The organism is Mycoplana rhizolycopersici (genome assembly GCF_013378445.1).
GTDB classification, from domain to species: domain Bacteria; phylum Pseudomonadota; class Alphaproteobacteria; order Rhizobiales; family Rhizobiaceae; genus Mycoplana; species Mycoplana rhizolycopersici.
Window position 1 is genome coordinate 535,968 of sequence record NZ_JABXYK010000002.1, and the last position, 16,268, is coordinate 552,235.

Genomic DNA, 16,268 nt, shown 5'->3' on the forward strand with positions numbered 1-16,268 from the left:
CATGCTGGAACTTCGCCCCAATTGCGAATGCTGCGACCGCGACCTGCCGCCGGAGAGCGACGAAGCGCTGATCTGCACGTTCGAGTGCACCTTTTGCGCCGATTGCGCGGGCGGGGTACTGGGGGGCGCCTGCCCGAACTGCGCCGGCGAACTTGTCCGTCGGCCGGTGCGCACGCCGGCCATGCTGGCGAAGTATCCCGCCTCGACGAAACGCGTGCTGAAGGCCGAGGGCTGCGGCCCGCTGAAGGCAGCCTAGGAGGAAAGCTGATGATTCCCGGTGAGGTCATTGCCGCAAGCGGCGACATCGAACTGAACGCCGGCCTGCCGGTGATAGAACTGGACGTCTCCAACACCGGCGACCGCCCCATCCAGGTCGGCAGCCACTATCATTTCTACGAGACCAATGCCGGCCTGTCCTTCGACCGCGACAAGACCCGCGGCCTGCGGCTCGACATTCCGGCCGGCACGGCGGTTCGCTTCGAGCCGGGCCAGACGAGAACGGTACGGCTGATCCCGTTTGCCGGGAAGCGCGAGATCTACGGCTTCCGCCAGATGGTGATGGGAGGGCTCTGAGATGGCAGTCGCGCACTATAGCGGCGGCTGCCAGTGCGGCGCCGTGTCCTTCGAGGCGGATGCCGACCTCGACCAGACGATCATCTGCAACTGCTCGCGCTGCCAGCGCCTCGGCTCGGTGCTGACCTTCACCGCACGCGAGGCGTTCAACTTGAAGTCGGGCGAGGACAACCTGTCCGAATATCTCTTCAACAACGGGAAGGTGCATCACCTCTTCTGCAAGACCTGCGGCATCCAGAGTTTCGCCTATGGAGAGAAGCCGGACGGCTCATCGATGGTCGCCGTCAACGTCAACTGTCTTGACGGCGTGAACCCGCGAGCCCTCTCGCCGCACGCCTACGACGGCGCGTCCGCTTGACCGGCCGGGGTGCGGGGAGACGGAGATGGTGAAGACGGCGCTGCTGACGATGCTGTGCGGCTGCGTCCTGCTGGTGGACGCCCCGAGCGAAGAGGGGTTGCCCGTCGATTGCAAGCTTGCGCAGACGCAGAGCGACATGAACGCCTGCGCCGCCGAGGACTACGCGGCAGCCGACAAGGCGCTGAACGAGCAATGGCTGGCGACGAAGAAGGCCGCGAAAGTCTGGGACGACATGATCGAATCCGACGGCGGTCCGCGCGGCGCCGAGGATCGGCTGCTCAAGGCCCAGCGTGCCTGGCTCGCCTATCGCGACAGCCAGTGCGAGGCGCTGGGCTTTACCGTGCAGGGCGGGACGATCCAGCCGATGGTCGTTTCCAACTGCCTTGCCGACCTGACCCGCAAGCGGACCGAAGAACTCGGGCAGCTCTCCGACAGCTTCGTGAACTGAGGGGCGGGGCGAGATGGGACGGCGGATCATGATCGTTGGCAACGGGGCGGTGGCGGAGGGAGCGGGCGCGATCATCGACGCCGCCGATTTCGTCGTCCGTTTCAATCTCAGCCGTAACACTGCCCAATCGGGCCGGCGCACCGATGCCGTTGCCGTCTGCAACACCGGCCGTCCGGCCAACGAGATGCTCGACGGTCCGGAATGGCGCGACAGCGCCCCGGTGCGGGGTGCCTGCGAGATCTGGTCGGTGCGGGATCCTCAAAAATTCGCGTCCCTTCGCCCGCAACTCGCCGTCAGCCATCCCGAACTCGACGATTTCTGCGACGACCGCACCGAAGACTTCGCCCGCTTCGCCGCGGAGAACGGCAAGCGGCACCGGATCATCCCCGCCGCCGTGCACGAGGCGGCCGACGCCGCGCTTGTCGCGCATTCGCCCGGCTCTTACGTGGTGCCGAGCAGCGGCCTTGTCGTGCTTTTCCATGTTTTGTCCGAGCCGGAATTTTCCGGGTCCGAAATCACGCTCGCCGGTTTCAGCCATGAGGGCTGGGACGGCCATCCCTTTGTCGCCGAGCGCCGCCTCGTCGCCGGCCTCGCCGACGCCGGGCGCGTGCACCTCATCGCGTCATCATCTCCCTCGCTTTCTCCCTCCCAAGGAGCCTGACCATGTCCTACAAGATGTCCCGCGCGGCTTACGCCTCCATGTTCGGCCCGACCACGGGCGACAAGGTGCGGCTCGCCGATACCGAACTCTTCATCGAGGTGGAGAAGGATTTCACGACCTACGGCGACGAGGTGAAGTTCGGCGGCGGCAAGGTCATCCGCGACGGCATGGGCCAGAGCCAGGCGACGCGCGGCGAAGGTGCTGTCGATACCGTCATTACCAATGCGCTGATCGTCGACCATACCGGCATCTACAAGGCCGACGTCGGCCTGAAGGACGGCCGGATCCATGCGATCGGCAAGGCGGGCAACCCGGATACGCAGCCGGGCGTCACCATCATCGTCGGGCCGTCGACAGAAGCTATCGCCGGCGAGGGCAAGATCCTGACAGCCGGCGGCATGGATGCGCATATCCACTATATCTGCCCCCAGCAGATCGAGGAGGCGCTGATGTCGGGCGTCACCTGCATGCTCGGCGGCGGCTCCGGTCCCGCGCATGGGACGCTTGCGACAACCTGCACCGGCGCCTGGCACATCGAGCGGATGATCGAGAGTTTTGACGCCTTCCCGATGAACCTCGCGCTCGCGGGGAAGGGCAACGCCTCGCTGCCGGCGCCGCTGGAGGAGATGATTCTGGCCGGCGCCTCCTCGCTGAAGCTGCACGAGGACTGGGGCACGACGCCGGCGGCGATCGACAACTGCCTGACGGTGGCAGATGCGTTCGACGTCCAGGTGATGATCCATACCGACACGCTGAACGAGAGCGGTTTCGTGGAGGATACCGTCGCCGCCATCAAGGGGCGCACCATCCATGCCTTCCACACCGAAGGGGCGGGCGGCGGCCATGCGCCCGACATCATCAAGGTCTGCGGCAATCCGAACGTCATCCCGTCGTCTACCAACCCGACGCGGCCCTATACGGTCAACACGCTCGCCGAGCACCTCGACATGCTGATGGTCTGCCACCACCTGTCGCCGTCGATCCCCGAGGACATCGCCTTTGCCGAAAGCCGTATCCGCAAGGAAACGATCGCGGCCGAAGACATCCTGCACGATATCGGCGCGTTTTCGATCATCTCGTCGGACAGCCAGGCGATGGGCCGTGTCGGCGAAGTGGCGATCCGCACCTGGCAGACCGCCGACAAGATGAAGCGCCAGCGCGGCAAGCTGAAGGAAGAGACCGGCGACAACGACAATTTCCGCGTCCGCCGCTACATCGCCAAGTACACGATCAATCCGGCGATCGCCCACGGCGTCTCCCACGAGATCGGTTCGGTCGAGGTCGGCAAGCGCGCCGACCTGGTGCTCTGGAGCCCCGCCTTCTTCGGCGTGAAGCCGGAGATGGTGTTGCTCGGCGGCTCGATTGCCGCCGCCCCGATGGGCGACCCGAACGCCTCGATCCCGACGCCGCAGCCGATGCACTACCGGCCGATGTTCGCCGCCTATGGCAAGCTGCGCACCAATTCGTCTGTCACCTTCGTTTCCCAGGCCTCGCTCGACGGCGGGCTGGCGCAGCGTCTCGGCGTCGACAAGAAGCTGGTGGCGGTCAGGAACGTCCGCGGCGGCATCTCCAAGGCCTCGATGATCCACAACAGCCTGACGCCGCATATCGAGGTCGACCCAGAGACCTACGAGGTCCGCGCCGACGGCGAGCTCCTGACCTGCGAACCGGCGACGGTGCTGCCGATGGCACAACGCTATTTCCTGTTCTGAGGCAAGCGCAGGCCCTGTTTTTGCTTTCACTCCGCGTTCCCGCCTCTCCCGGCTCCCGCGCGCCGGAGGCGGACGTGGGGCAGGCGGCCTGGCGCGGCCAACGGGTAAGCGCTTCTGCCGGTGGAAACCGTCTCGGCAGGCCGCTATCCTTGATACCTATCGTTCTATGACTGGAGTATCCCATGCAGCACGTGCATTCCTACCGCCCGGCCGGCGAGGTTTCCGATCCGCCGGTCGACACCGTCACGCTGCCGTCCCATCTGCGCCACCTGCGCCGCAAGGTGCTGCATCTGTCGAACGGCGAGATGGTCATGCTCGACCTCAAGGAGGCCGTTCTGTTTCACCATGGCGACCGGCTGGTGCTCGACAATGGTGATACCGTCGAGATCCAGGCGGCCCCGGAGAAACTCTTTGAGGTAAGGGGGCGCGATACGCTGCACCTGATCGAGCTCGCCTGGCATCTCGGTAACCGCCACCTGACGGCGCAGATCGAGGAGGGACGCATACTCGTGCCGCGCGACCACGTCATCCGCGCCATGCTGGAGGGGTTGGGTGCGACGGTCACCGACGTCGAGGCGGCCTTCCAGCCGGTGCGCGGCGCCTATCACGGTCATGGCGGCCATGGGCATGGCCATGACGATCACGGCCATCATCACGGCCACGACCACCATCATCACGACTGAGCGGCAATGGGCGAGGGCATCGATACCCGCGCGCTGCTGCGGCTGATGGCATGGCTGTCGCCGGCCTTTCCTGTCGGCGGTTTCGCCTGGTCGGGCGGACTGGAGCGTGCGGTGGCCGATCGACTGGTGGCGGATGCGGCCGGCCTATCGGCCTGGCTGGAGACCGTGCTGGCGCATGGCGCGCTTTGGAACGATGCGGTGCTGTTTGCCGAAGCCTGGCGCCAGTGCGATCGCGAGGCCCGTAGCCGGGTTGACGACGAGAGCGGGTGCCGATTAAGCGACGGCAGGGCGCCTCGGGTCGAAGACGGGGCGGGGCGTTGCGTCGAGCGTGAGGCAGGACGCGGCTCCGAGGATAGCTCGGATCTGGCCGAACTTGCGGAACTGGGACTGGCGCTGGCCGGTACGGCCGAACGCCATGCCGAGACGCTGTCGCTCGGCCGCGCTTTCGTCTCCGCTGCTTCCGCCTGGCCGGATCCCGTACTGGCGCGCCTGCCGCAGGACGTGCCCTATCCGGTCGCCGCCGGCGCCCTGGCCGCCGCCCACGGGGTGCCGCCCGTCCAGGCGCTGGCCGCCTACCTGCACGCCGCCCTGTCGCAGTCCGTCTCCGCCGGCATCCGGCTTGGCGTCTGCGGGCAGGCCGCGGGCGTGATGATCCTGGCAGGGCTGGAGGAGGAGATCGCCGTCGTCTCCGCCCGCGCCGCCGCCGGCACGCTCGATGATCTTGGCGCCGCCGCGGTCCACGCCGACATCGCCTCTCTGCGGCACGAGACGCAGCATTCGCGGCTGTTCAGGTCCTGATGGCTTGCAATACGGTATCAGCCCCGCATCCGCCTGCCGGCACCTTCTCCCCGCAGGGGAGAAGGCGGATCCGGCGACAGCGTCGATCTTGTCGCGGGGCATCATTGCGGTGGCGCGCAATGCCTGTGGAGCGTTCCCTCTCTCCGCTTGCTGCGAGAGGGCCAGGGTGAGGGGCAGACGCCTTACGACGCGTTTCCTGCGCCACTTGCCCCATTGCGCCGGCACCCCACCACGTTATTCTCGAACCAAGGCATATCGAAAGGACATCCCATGAAATCGGCAAACGGCCCCTTGCGCGTCGGCATCGGCGGCCCGGTGGGCTCGGGCAAGACCGCGCTGACGGAGAAGCTGTGCAAAGCCATGCGCGAGCGCTTCTCGGTCGCCGTCGTCACCAACGACATCTACACGCGCGAGGATGCCGAGGCGCTGGTGCGCATGCAGGCGCTGTCGTCCGACCGGATCGTCGGTGTCGAGACCGGCGGTTGCCCGCATACGGCGATCCGCGAGGACGCGACGATCAACCTGCAGGCGATCGCCGACCTCAACCGCCGCTTTCCGGACCTGGACGTCGTCTTCATCGAATCGGGGGGCGACAACCTGGCGGCAACGTTTTCGCCCGATCTCGCCGACATCACCATCTATGTGATCTCTACCTGCCAGGGCGAGGAGATCCCGCGCAAGGGCGGCCCGGGCATCACCCGCTCCGACCTGCTCGTGATCAACAAGAAGGATCTCGCGCCCTATGTCGGCGCCGATCTCGACGTCATGACCCGGGACGCGAACCGCATGCGGGAACAAAAGCCGTTCGTCTTCACCGACATGAAGCGCGGCGAGGGCGTAGAGCGTATCGTCGATTTCCTCACCGTGGAAGGTGGTCTGGTGTAGGGTGCGCCATGCCTTGCTGAAAACGAAGATGCGCCGGGTCGTTCCGGCGCATCCGTGGCCACAATTGCGTCAGTTCGCCTTCTGGCCCTGTTCGACGGATCGCATCAGCGCTTCGATCATCTGGTCGATGCTGAAGCTCGCAGAACGCTGGCTTGGCGGATAGTCCTTGAAGGTCTGCAGGAACGGCGCAACCTTCCAGACACCGTATTGTGCCAGATAGGCGTTTTTCGTCATCCAGTCGTAGTACTGGTCCGAGACGACGTCTGCGCGTTCGTATGGATCCATACGGAGGTTGAATACCTTCGGTACGCGCAGGTTCGTGAACGGATTGGCCCAGACCACGAAGCCGCCGGGTTCGCGCTGTTCGGAGAACACGAGCTTCCAGTTGTCGAATCGATAGGAGACCAGCAAGCCGTCGTCGTTGAAGTAGAAGAATTCATTGCGCGCCGACTTCGGCTGTTCACCTGTTAGGTAGGGCAACTGGTTGTAGCCGTCGAGATGGACCTTGAAAGGCTTGCCGTCGATATCCGTTCCCTTCAATAGCCGGTCCTTGATGTCCTGGTCGCCGGCGGCGGCGAGAAGCGTCGGGAACCAGTCGAGGCCCGAAATCATCTCGTTTGAGATCTCGCCTGGCTTGATCTTGCCGGGCCAGCGGACCATGGCCGGGACGCGGAAGGCGCCCTCCCAGTTCGTGTCCTTCTCGCTGCGGAACGCGGTCGTGGCGGCGTCTGGCCAAGACCACTGGTTGGGTCCGTTGTCGGTGGTATAGACGACGATGGTGTTGTCGGCGATCTCCAGGTCGTCCAGCGCCTTCAACAGTTTGCCGACGTCGCCGTCGTGTTCGATCATGCCGTCCGCATATTCGTTGCCCGGCATGCCGCTCTGTCCCTGCATGCTCGGACGCACATGCGTGAAGGCGTGCATGCGGGTGGTGTTCATCCAGGTGAAGAACGGCTTTCCGGCCTGCGCCTGCTTCTGCATGAAGGCGATTGCGGCCTCCGTCGTCTCGTCGTCTATCGTCTCCATGCGCTTGCGGTTGAGCGCTCCCGTGTCTTCGACCTTGCCGTCGGCAAAGCTATGCAGCACCCCGCGCGGTGAGTTGCTCTTGACGAAGGCGGTGTCGTCCTTGGGGTAGTAGGGCCGTTCCGGCTCTTCCTCGGCGTTCAGGTGGTAGAGGTTGCCGAAGAATTCGTCGAAGCCGTGAGCGGTCGGCAGGAAGCGATCCTGATCGCCGAGATGGTTCTTGCCGAATTGCCCCGTCGCGTATCCGAGCGGCTTCAGCGCCTGCGCGATGGTGATGTCACGATCCTGGAGGCCGACCGCGGCGCCGGGTATGCCGACCTTGCAAAGCCCGGTCCTGAGGCAGGTCTGTCCGGTGATGAAGGTGGAGCGCCCGGCCGTGCAACTATTTTCCGCATAATAGTCGGTGAACATCATACCTTCCTTGGCGATCCGGTCGATGTTCGGGGTCTTGTAGCCCATGAGGCCGAAGGAATAGGCGCTGATATTGGTCTGGCCGATGTCGTCGCCGAAGATGACGAGGATGTTGGGCTTCGCCGCATCCTGCGCCGATGTGCTGGCCGGCGTAGCGAGGTACGCAGAAGCGAGGACTGTTCCCGCAAGGGCGAGCGCTCGTGGTTTCAGGTTCTTCAGGCGGCGGGTGGAGAGCCGGTCGCCCAGATAGTTCAGGGGCATGCGCATTACACTACTCCCATATGTCGAACGTATTTAAAGAACTGAAAAATGCCTGTTTATGGACACGAAACGTGTGTGGCGGAATAACCCCCCATTGCAAACCTGCGTGACAAACGACTTTTGCTATACGAGTTGGGCTTTGGCAACGTCTTTCCCACCCCACAGGTCTGAACCGGAATGAGCGGAGGCGGGCCGCGCCATTTGAACAGTCTCATCCGCGGCCGCGCCGATGGCAGGAAGCCATAGACAGCCGAAGCATTGCCGAGCCGAGGACGGAGCCGGGGCGATCGAGGAGGAACGTCCCGGTTGCGGCTTCGACTGTCATGGTGTCCGCCGGTACGCCGGCGGTTTGGGTGCTGTTGGCGGCAGGGTCGAACCAGTCGAGTTCGACAGCGGCAAGGCGGTCGCTCCCAAGCTCGGTGAAGAGAGGCCGAAGTCGCCAAAGCAGGAGGTCACCCTTCACGAAGGTGTAGAGCTCGTCGACGTGGATGGCGGAGCGTCGCCGTCGACGTCGGCATAGATGAACGTACTGCCGTTCTTCTTCGTGAAGCGCAATCACCGCGTCAGCTTGCCACGTGCGATCTCCTTGCCTGCCTCCGCGTCAACGGCGCGGGCGACGGGCAGCGTATGGTCGGCAACGAGCAGCCTCCAGCTTTCCTTCTCGTCGGTATGCACAGGCGAAGCTGGCGGACAGCAGGGCGGTGGCCGTGGCCAGGGTGCGCGATGAGCCGATTCTGGTGATGCGGGCACAACGGTCATCGACCGGGCCTGATGGAGCCATGGTGCTGCCAGCGTGGTTGTGCGGATTTCGCAATCTGGAGCTAAGAGGGAATACGACTAGGGCGTCATGTGCGCCTATGCCGGAGTTGCCCCCGCAACTGTAGGCGGGGCGCAACGGTCCAACATGTCAGTGAGGAAGACGCTGTTGGAAGACGAACGGTGGCGATGACCGGCAGGCCAAGAGACCTGCAGCAGCGACCAGTGAGGAGGGCTCCGTTTGACCGCGTTTCTCGCTTCCGGCCCACCGGCATCCGCGGCAGCGCTCTACCGCCGTTTCCGGCCGATTTTTCCAGCATCGACCGCCGTCTGGCTCTCGTAGGAGGCGAGGATATGATGATCCGCCAGCATGGCAACTGCCGTACACACCTCCACCTCGTCCCAGCCCGCTTGCATCGCTTGCCACACGATCTGCTGGAACGGGCCTTCGAGCGCATCCTCGCATTCGAGATGGCGGTCGGACGTGAAGTCTTGGCGTGGAGAGGAAATGTGGGCCAATGGCGCCTCCTGGTAAGGGAAATTCCTTCCTGACAGTCTCAACGTCCGAGGTATGTGCGCGAGGGAGCCGAGCCCTAAAAATGGGCTGGATGCGGCGATCTGGAGCCTGCATTGCGCCAAAGAGAAAGGTGTCGACGGAGGTCGGCTATTGCAACGGATCTGGATAACGGCTCGAAAAGAACTCGGCACGAAATTCCAGGCTCAACTCCGCCAGAATTTCGCCGCTTCCATCATAAACTCGCACCGAAAATGGACGCGCCTCATCAGGAAGGCCATCCAGCGCCATCGTCGCAAGTGCTTTTCTTGCCCGCTTTATGGCAGATCCATAATCTTGCAGATCGCAAAGTGCGTCTGAACCGGAGGCGCCATCACCGTTGGTGGTGGCAAACGAGAATTGCGGCATGCGCTCCCCCACATATGTTCCATCAGAATCAAGGCCGAGCCCTTCGTTTTTCATCGAGCTGCCAGCCTGAGGCGCGTAAATATTCGGCGTTATTTCTTTTTGGACGTTCGGGGTTTCGGCTTCTGGGCGGCCGACGCATCTGGTGCGTCGCCGGCTTGCGATTCCCGAAGCTGGCGAAGGCGTTCTGTTTTCAGCGCGCGTTTCACCGCCTCGGCAGCGATTATGTCCCGAGCAACGGCATTGGTCTGCGCAGCTTTCTCTTCCGCCGACGTTTTTGTTCGCTTGAAGAATTCCTCTTTGGTGGCAGCCATTCAATCCTCCTTGTCGTCAGCGGCTCGAGACGCGCACTTTCTTCTTGGGAGCTGGCAGCAAACCTTCACGCTGGGCCTTCTTGCGAGCGAGCTTGCGGGCACGCCGCACAGCCTCAGCCTTTTCGCGGACCCGCTTCTCAGACGGCTTCTCATAGGAACTGCGCGCCTTCATCTCGCGGAAGATGCCCTCGCGCTGCATCCGCTTCTTCAAGACGCGCAATGCCTGTTCGATGTTGTTGTCTCTGACGATAACTTGCAAGATATCTCCTGATGCAGTCTGGCTGCTATTTTCTGGTTCTGATCGTGTTGGACTTGACCCAGCTTCCACTTCCGCCGTTGTCCGCTACGCGGTGGGACCTGGCCGCCGGGGATGCCGACACGACCGTATCGATCTCGTCCTGTTCAATGCTACGCTCAAAATTCTCGCTGGAAAACCGTACCCGGTATCGGAGCAGGCCGTTCGCTTCCGGCAGTTGGGATACGATCCGTCCCGATCCTTCAGGCTGAGTGCTTCCGAGCACCCTGGCTTTCAATACAACAGTGTCGCCCGGACGATATTGGTGTCTTGGCATGAGAACTCCCATTGCCGAAAAATAAAAGGCCGGGCGTTAACCCGACCTCTCAGTTTCACTCATCTACGCTGCCAGTACATCCGTGGTCAGCGCGACCGAGTGACAGTTCAAGCAGCCTGCAGGTTGTCAGCGGAATTTTTTCCGGACTTGCGGTCTTGAACGATATCGAAGCGAACCTTCTGTCCGTCGACGAGCGAACCAAGACCGGCGCGCTCGACAGCGGAAATGTGGACAAAGACGTCGGTGCTGCCGTTGTCCGGTTCAATGAAGCCGAAGCCCTTGGTGGCGTTGAACCACTTGACTGTACCAGTATTCATAACGATTTCCTTTCGAAGCAATCGCTGTTGTTCCCGACATGCCTTGCGGGATTAGATCGATGTTTTGAGAGGAAATCCGACGGGAGCGAAGCTCTGGACCGGCGTCACAAGCAATGGTCGATGGCCAATATATAAACTCAATTTGGAATATTACAATGGCGCCATCGCGTTTTATTGGGAACCTTCGCCGCGAAAGGCTCGTAAGATCTTGGTTTTGTGGCGAAGTTTATTTCCCAGAACGCTCGCGCAGGCAACTTGCGCTGGACGAGATCGGCCACGCAGGAGGCGTCCCCAACGAGACCGGCGTAAATGCAGCCGGCTGATCACCGGCCCGCGGCCGAACGCACCAACTGGCCAGACTTTCGCGCAATCGGTCGAATCGTCAGAGCGCCGCGGTGAAGCAAGGCGAGTAGCGCACAACAGGACGCGACGTGAAATGTAGGCCGGCTCTGCCCGTTCCGAATTCTAACATAATGAAATTGTTAAGAAAATGTTGGTGCCCCCACCAGGACTCGAACCCGGGACCCCCTGATTACAAATCAGGTGCTCTACCAACTGAGCTATAAGGGCACTCGGGGAGGGAGTAGCATATTCCTTCCGGCTGTAAAGCGAAAAATGCCCCTCAGATAGTCCAGTCGAGACTTGCCGGCGTCGGGGATACGGCTTCCTTGCAGAGCTGGACGGTGTGGGGCAGCGTTTCCGCGAGGAAATCGATCAGGGCGCGGACCGCCGGGAGCATTCCGTGGCGGGAGGTGAAGGCCGCATGCATGCTCGATTGCGGCGAGCCCCAGCCGGCAAGGACGGGAGCCAGTACACCGGTGCGGAACCCTCTTTCGGCGATCGTGTCTGGCAGCAGACCGACGCCGATCCCTTCGATCGCGGCGCGCTCGAGGATACCGAAATCGATGCAGGAGAGAACCGGATTGTGGGCGACGTCGCGAAAGGCGCCGGCGTCGTCGACCAGCGTCCAGACGGCGCGACCCGGATTCTCCTGCATCGCGATCGTCGGCATCTGCGCCAGGTTTTCGAAGGTGATCGGGCCATGGCGGGCGATGAATGCCGGGCTTGCCGCCAATAGCTGGCGCGTGTCGCCGAATTTGCGAACCACGATCGACTGGTCGCCATCATAGCTGGCCCGCACCCGCAGCGCGACGTCGACGCGCTCCTCGATCAGATCGACGGGGCGATTGGTCATCAGGATCGCCAGGCGAATATCGGGATAGCGCTTCAGAAACGTCGGCAGGATGTTTGCAAGGATAGGTGCAAAGCCGGGTGGCATCGCCAGCCGTACCGGACCGGCAGGCTCAGACTTGGCTGCGGCGATCACGGCTTCCGCCTCGTCCACTCCGGCAAGTATCGTCTCGCAGCGCTCGTAGAACGTCTGGCCGATGTCGGTGACGCGCAGCTTGCGGGTCGAGCGCTCCAGCAGACGCACGCCGAGGCGCTCCTCCAGTTGCGCAACGCGCTTGGAGATCTTGGATTTCGGCACGTCGAGCGCATTGGCGGCGGCAGTGAAACCCTTGTGCTTCACGACGGCGGCGAAAAGGGCGAGGTCGTTCAGGTCCTGCATCCGTATTCCTTTCGGGCGAGCCTCATTATTGTTTCCCGAGAGAAACAGTCAATTGGATTTCGGCCGGCTAATCGGCTGATTGTTTTCGCCGCATATAGGTGTCAACCCGATTCAAAACAGAGGCACCACATCATGAACGTCCTCCACATCGACTCCGGCATTCTCGGAGACCACTCCGTTTCCCGTCGCCTGACGGCAGCCATAGTGGCGCAGATCAAGGCTGATGATCCGTCCGCAACCGTCACCTATCGCGACCTCGTTGCCGAGGCGCTGCCGCACCTGACCGGTGCCCACCTGATGGCCGCCAACGCCAAGCCCGGCGAACTGGATGCGCAGGTTGCAGCCGACGTCAAGAACAGCGCCGTCGTCCTCGACGAGTTCCTCGCCGCCGACACCGTCGTCGTCGGCGCGCCGATGTATAATTTCTCGCTGCCGAGCCAGTTGAAGGCATGGATCGATCGCATCGCCGTGGCGGGCAAGACGTTCCGCTACACCGAGAACGGTCCGGAAGGACTTGCCACCGGCAAGAAGGTGATCGTCGTGTCCACCCGCGGCGGCCACTACAGCAGTGGCCCGGCTGCGGTCATGGACCATCAGGAAAGCTACCTGACGGCAGTCTTCGGCTTTATCGGCATCACCGACGTCGAGTTCGTTCGTGCGGAGGGCCTGAACCTCGGCGCCGACCAGAAGGCGACGGCCATTTCCGAGGCCGAGGCGACGATCTCCGGCCTCGGCTCTCTGAAGCTGGCAGGCTGAGAACAGGCGGGCTGAACGCCTGGAGCGGAATTTTTAGGCCCGTCGGACAGTTCGTCCGGCGGGCCTGTTGCCGTGTTCGGCGCCGTGCTGCGTCTCGTTGTCTCGACAGCGGCTGGAAAGGGACTACACTGCTGGGCGGAGAGGGTGCGCGGAGGCGATCGATGCGGCTCTTGCTTTGCCTGGTGGTATTTCTGTTTGTTCTGGTGGACGCTGCCGCGTGGGCGGCGGATAGGACGCAGCACACCGGCTGCACCTGCCGCAACCGCGATGGCAGCCGCCATCAGTTGGGGGCTGTAGCGTGCCTCAATGTCGATGGCCGGCGCTATCTCGCCCGTTGCGAGATGGCGCTGAATGTCCCCAACTGGAAGAAGGTGCAAGACGAATGTCCTGCGGCTGCCGCGACGGGGCAGTCTCCAGCAACGCCCGCTGCCTTGTAAGCGCGATTGCCTGACGCCGGCCGGCCACGCGAACGGGGCCGGGGGCAGAGAACTATTTTGTCAGATACTGTCGCGCCGCATAGAGCGCGATGGCCGCGGCGTTCGAAACGTTCAGCGACTTGATTGCGCCCGGCATGTCGAGGCGGGCCAGCGCCTTGCAGGTCGCTCTCGTCTTCTGTCGCAGCCCTTTGCCCTCCGATCCAAGCACCAGCGCGATCTTGTCGCCGGAAAGGGTGGTCTCGAGCGGCGCCGGTCCTTCCGAATCGAGACCGATCGAGGTGAAGCCGAGAGCGTGCAGCTCCTCCAGAGCGTCCGCAAGGTTGGTGATCTGGATGTAAGGGATCAGTTCGAGCGCGCCGGAGGCCGATTTTGCGAGCACGCCCGATTCGGTGGGGGAGTGGCGCATGGTGGTGATGACGGCGCCGGCGCCGAAGGCGACCGCGGTGCGCAGGATCGCACCGACATTGTGGGGATCTGTCACCTGGTCGAGCACGAGGATCAGCGGGCTCTCCTTGAGCGCGCCAAGTCTGCGAACCGGCAATGGCCGGGTCTCGAGCATCACGCCTTGATGGATCGCCTCCGGCCCGAGGATCTTGTCGATATCGGACGGCAGGACGTTTTCCACAGGGTAGGGGAGCGTTGCAGGGTCAGGCAGGTCTAGGCGCTGGGCGGCATTCTGCGTGACCGACAGCCGGATGATCTGCCGTTCGGGATTGTCGAGCGCGGCCCGCACGGTATGAAGGCCGTAGAGAAACACTTGGTCCGGCGCGAGCGCGGGCGCCTTCCAGCCTTCCGCCTGCTTGTGGCGGCGGTCGCTCTTCGGCGTCGGTATTTCGCCGCGTTCGCGCTTCTGGTCGCGGTGTGCGCGCCGAAGCTTTGCGTAATGGGTGTCTTTGGCGCTCTTGCCGCCGGCGTCATCTTTGCTCATAGCGCCTTATAGCCGCCGGTGCGGATTGCGCAAATCCATTGATCGCGCCGGGGGTGGGGAAGGCGATGCATTTTTCCCAACTTTTTCCAAGGCACTGTGTTGACAGGAAGAAACGGGGCGGTCATATACCCGGCGCAGATCGAGGGGGCGCACTGCTCCGGCAGAAACAAGACTTCGATCTGAACATACTTGGTCGCTTGATCCCGACGGAATAATGGAGGGATGCCCGAGTGGTTAAAGGGGACGGACTGTAAATCCGTTGGCTCAGCCTACGTTGGTTCAAATCCAACTCCCTCCACCATTCTGTCACGAGGATCGGACCACGCCGCGGGTATAGCTCAATGGTAGAGCAGCAGCCTTCCAAGCTGAATACGCGGGTTCGATTCCCGCTACCCGCTCCAGCTTTTCCAATCGCTTGACATTATCGCTTTTTACTCGTGTCGCTTGCTATACGTGCGGCTCCAGCGCGCTTATCCGAAGCAGTGCTCCTCGAGCGCTTTCTGCAGGGCACTTGCCGGGGGAAGCTCGAAAACTGCCATCTGTTGTTCCAGCCAGTTGAGATGCACGAGACGGATCTCGACGGGAATCCGTTTCAGGCCGAGGCCGATTGCGGCTGCCAGGCGATGCTTGCCGGAGGTATGACGAACGAGGCGTCCATCCGCGCCGATGGCGATCCCGATGTCTCGTTCGACAAGGTCGTGCCAGAGGGAACGGATGCCGCGGTGTCGCCGGCCTGTGTCGGCCGAATGCTGGAACCGGTTGCGGGGCACGACTCCGGCGCGCTCGATGTTCTCGATCAGGTCCACGTAGTAGCGGAAATATGCGTCAATCTTTTCTATCGAGTCGAGGTGTTTTCCGTTGCGGCGGACGGGACGGCGCTGCTCCAGGGAGCGCACATAGGCCCGGTAGTGTCGCCCTTCCCGGAAACCGTGCCGCGTGCGGCAGATCTCGACGATCTCGCGGTGAGCCGGCGAGCGGGTAAGGGGTGAAAGCCGTCCGCTCCAGTCGTCCGCATCAAGAAAGTGGTCTCCGATCCAGTGCCAGTGACCGTCCTCGTCGACATGCTTTTCATCCAGCCGGTGGGTAAGCGTCGCAGGGTCGATCTCGACGAACAGCCGATGGCCGAAGTGCGACTTCGCCTGCCCCGGAGATACGGCGCCACCGTTTCTTTCCTTCGCCAGGATCGCGGTCGCGCGGTCGAACCTCTGCGGGAAGACGAACCAGGCCGCGATTGAATGGAGAGAAAGGTAGCCGGCGGCGTGGGAGAGCGGCCCGGGGCGCAAGCGACGAGGGACGTTGACGTCCAACCTCAGGCCGCCGCCTCGGCTCGAATTGCCGGAAGGGCGTTCGGTTCGGTCGGATATGGCCTGCCCGGACGGAATCATCTCGTCTCACGCTTGATCTGACCTGACGGAACTCAACTGTTTCATGCAGTGGCAGGCTGCGCAATCCGGTTTTTTGCCTGGGCTAATCCGACGCGATTACCTGCAGAAGCCTGCATTCGCCGGACTTTTGAACTCCAAGTTAATTAGTTTATTTAAGTAACGAGCTTAATGCTTTATTATAAAAACATGAATCGAATTCGCGTATTTTTCCCGTCGCGCTCATCCGGCGCGGTGTCGAAGCGGTTGCGCGACCGTGGTCGGCCTGCCAGTCACCCATGCATTTAGAGCTTGCGCATTCCTTGCGAAAGCCTTAAACGGCAGCCAAACCGGGAAGGGCCGGTTAAGCCCAAAGTTCGTTCACAGGAAGAATAAACATGGCAAAAGGTAAGTTTGAGCGCAACAAGCCTCACGTAAACATTGGCACGATCGGCCACGTTGACCATGGCAAGACGTCGCTGACGGCGGCGATCACGAAGTACTTCGGCGAGTTCAAGGCGTACG

22 protein-coding genes, 3 tRNA genes and 1 riboswitch are annotated in these 16,268 nt (G+C 62.7%); of the genes, 15 read left to right on the forward strand and 10 right to left on the reverse strand.

All coding sequences use genetic code 11. The features are described from left to right. Position 1 precedes the first annotated feature (1 nt). The 9 genes from HV823_RS05100 (at position 2) to ureG (ending at position 6,118) form a co-directional block, all read left to right on the forward strand. Complete coding sequence (locus tag HV823_RS05100) at positions 2-256, forward strand: DUF1272 domain-containing protein (RefSeq protein ID WP_176948630.1); 255 nt, start codon at positions 2-4, stop codon at positions 254-256. Between the two features lie 11 nt (positions 257-267). Continuing rightward, entirely contained in the window at positions 268-573 is a 306-nt protein-coding gene (locus HV823_RS05105; protein WP_176948631.1) for an urease subunit beta, read from the forward strand. Position 574: 1 nt separating this feature from the next. Continuing rightward, on the forward strand, positions 575-931 hold the full coding sequence (locus HV823_RS05110) for a GFA family protein (RefSeq protein ID WP_176948632.1): 357 nt from the start codon (positions 575-577) through the stop codon (positions 929-931). Positions 932-956: 25 nt separating this feature from the next. Beyond that, positions 957-1,379, forward strand: a complete 423-nt coding sequence (locus HV823_RS05115) for a lysozyme inhibitor LprI family protein (protein WP_176948633.1) — start codon at positions 957-959, stop codon at positions 1,377-1,379. A gap of 28 nt (positions 1,380-1,407) precedes the next feature. Further along, positions 1,408-2,040 carry a Urease operon accessory protein gene (locus tag HV823_RS05120; protein ID WP_425487635.1) on the forward strand — a complete coding sequence of 211 codons (633 nt, stop codon included), beginning with the start codon at positions 1,408-1,410 and terminating at the stop codon, positions 2,038-2,040. Between the two features lie 2 nt (positions 2,041-2,042). Further along, positions 2,043-3,752: an urease subunit alpha gene (gene ureC / locus HV823_RS05125; protein WP_176948635.1), complete on the forward strand. Its 1,710-nt coding sequence runs from the start codon at positions 2,043-2,045 to the stop codon at positions 3,750-3,752. 182 nt (positions 3,753-3,934) lie between these two features. Continuing rightward, the gene (ureE, locus tag HV823_RS05130; RefSeq protein WP_176948636.1) at positions 3,935-4,435 is read left to right on the forward strand and encodes an urease accessory protein UreE; all 501 of its coding nucleotides are present in this window, start codon (positions 3,935-3,937) and stop codon (positions 4,433-4,435) included. A gap of 6 nt (positions 4,436-4,441) precedes the next feature. Continuing rightward, positions 4,442-5,233, forward strand: a complete 792-nt coding sequence (locus HV823_RS05135) for an urease accessory protein UreF (RefSeq protein ID WP_246300904.1) — start codon at positions 4,442-4,444, stop codon at positions 5,231-5,233. A gap of 270 nt (positions 5,234-5,503) precedes the next feature. Next, entirely contained in the window at positions 5,504-6,118 is a 615-nt protein-coding gene (ureG, locus tag HV823_RS05140; RefSeq protein ID WP_176948637.1) for an urease accessory protein UreG, read from the forward strand. Between the two features lie 69 nt (positions 6,119-6,187). Here the strand turns inward: ureG and HV823_RS05145 are convergent, their stop codons facing one another. Then, complete coding sequence (locus HV823_RS05145; protein ID WP_176948699.1) at positions 6,188-7,813, reverse strand: arylsulfatase; 1,626 nt, start codon at positions 7,811-7,813, stop codon at positions 6,188-6,190. Positions 7,814-8,042: 229 nt separating this feature from the next. On the opposite strand from HV823_RS05145, the gene HV823_RS05150 reads away from it, so the two are divergent. Then, positions 8,043-8,333, forward strand: coding sequence for a hypothetical protein (locus HV823_RS05150; protein ID WP_176948638.1), 291 nt, complete (start codon positions 8,043-8,045; stop codon positions 8,331-8,333). Between the two features lie 266 nt (positions 8,334-8,599). After that, positions 8,600-8,801: riboswitch (cobalamin riboswitch) on the forward strand. A gap of 56 nt (positions 8,802-8,857) precedes the next feature. Here HV823_RS05150 and HV823_RS05155 read toward each other — a convergent pair. The 7 genes from HV823_RS05155 to HV823_RS05185 form a co-directional block, all read right to left on the reverse strand. After that, complete coding sequence (locus HV823_RS05155; RefSeq protein WP_176948639.1) at positions 8,858-9,088, reverse strand: hypothetical protein; 231 nt, start codon at positions 9,086-9,088, stop codon at positions 8,858-8,860. 145 nt (positions 9,089-9,233) lie between these two features. Beyond that, positions 9,234-9,545, reverse strand: coding sequence for a DUF6894 family protein (locus HV823_RS05160; protein ID WP_176948640.1), 312 nt, complete (start codon positions 9,543-9,545; stop codon positions 9,234-9,236). 35 nt (positions 9,546-9,580) lie between these two features. Continuing rightward, positions 9,581-9,802 (reverse strand): hypothetical protein, encoded by a 222-nt coding sequence (locus HV823_RS05165; protein ID WP_176948641.1) that lies wholly within the window; start codon positions 9,800-9,802, stop codon positions 9,581-9,583. A 16-nt stretch (positions 9,803-9,818) separates the two neighbouring features. Then, positions 9,819-10,061: a 30S ribosomal protein S21 gene (rpsU, locus tag HV823_RS05170; RefSeq protein ID WP_176948642.1), complete on the reverse strand. Its 243-nt coding sequence runs from the start codon at positions 10,059-10,061 to the stop codon at positions 9,819-9,821. A gap of 420 nt (positions 10,062-10,481) precedes the next feature. Next, positions 10,482-10,691, reverse strand: a complete 210-nt coding sequence (locus tag HV823_RS05175; protein ID WP_097141674.1) for a cold-shock protein — start codon at positions 10,689-10,691, stop codon at positions 10,482-10,484. A 494-nt stretch (positions 10,692-11,185) separates the two neighbouring features. Then, positions 11,186-11,261 (reverse strand) — tRNA-Thr (locus tag HV823_RS05180). Between the two features lie 52 nt (positions 11,262-11,313). Beyond that, positions 11,314-12,261 carry a LysR substrate-binding domain-containing protein gene (locus HV823_RS05185; protein ID WP_176948643.1) on the reverse strand — a complete coding sequence of 316 codons (948 nt, stop codon included), beginning with the start codon at positions 12,259-12,261 and terminating at the stop codon, positions 11,314-11,316. A gap of 132 nt (positions 12,262-12,393) precedes the next feature. On the opposite strand from HV823_RS05185, the gene HV823_RS05190 reads away from it, so the two are divergent. Beyond that, entirely contained in the window at positions 12,394-13,017 is a 624-nt protein-coding gene (locus HV823_RS05190; RefSeq protein WP_176948644.1) for an FMN-dependent NADH-azoreductase, read from the forward strand. Positions 13,018-13,178: 161 nt separating this feature from the next. Then, positions 13,179-13,454 (forward strand): hypothetical protein, encoded by a 276-nt coding sequence (locus HV823_RS05195; RefSeq protein ID WP_176948645.1) that lies wholly within the window; start codon positions 13,179-13,181, stop codon positions 13,452-13,454. Positions 13,455-13,506: 52 nt separating this feature from the next. Here HV823_RS05195 and HV823_RS05200 read toward each other — a convergent pair whose 3' ends face one another. Continuing rightward, on the reverse strand, positions 13,507-14,382 hold the full coding sequence (locus tag HV823_RS05200; RefSeq protein WP_176948646.1) for a TrmH family RNA methyltransferase: 876 nt from the start codon (positions 14,380-14,382) through the stop codon (positions 13,507-13,509). Positions 14,383-14,598: 216 nt separating this feature from the next. Here HV823_RS05200 and HV823_RS05205 point away from each other — a divergent pair. Both HV823_RS05205 and HV823_RS05210 read left to right on the forward strand, forming a co-directional pair. Continuing rightward, positions 14,599-14,683 (forward strand) — tRNA-Tyr (locus HV823_RS05205). 26 nt (positions 14,684-14,709) lie between these two features. Further along, positions 14,710-14,783: transfer RNA gene (locus tag HV823_RS05210), tRNA-Gly, on the forward strand. Between the two features lie 69 nt (positions 14,784-14,852). Here the strand turns inward: HV823_RS05210 and HV823_RS05215 are convergent. Further along, a complete protein-coding gene (locus tag HV823_RS05215) occupies positions 14,853-15,689 on the reverse strand; it encodes a ParB N-terminal domain-containing protein (RefSeq protein ID WP_176948647.1) in 837 nt (278 codons plus the stop codon). 452 nt (positions 15,690-16,141) lie between these two features. Between HV823_RS05215 and HV823_RS05220 the strand changes: the two genes are divergently transcribed. After that, positions 16,142-16,268 (forward strand): GTP-binding protein (locus tag HV823_RS05220; protein WP_246300942.1); only part of this gene is annotated, 127 nt, incomplete at its 3' end.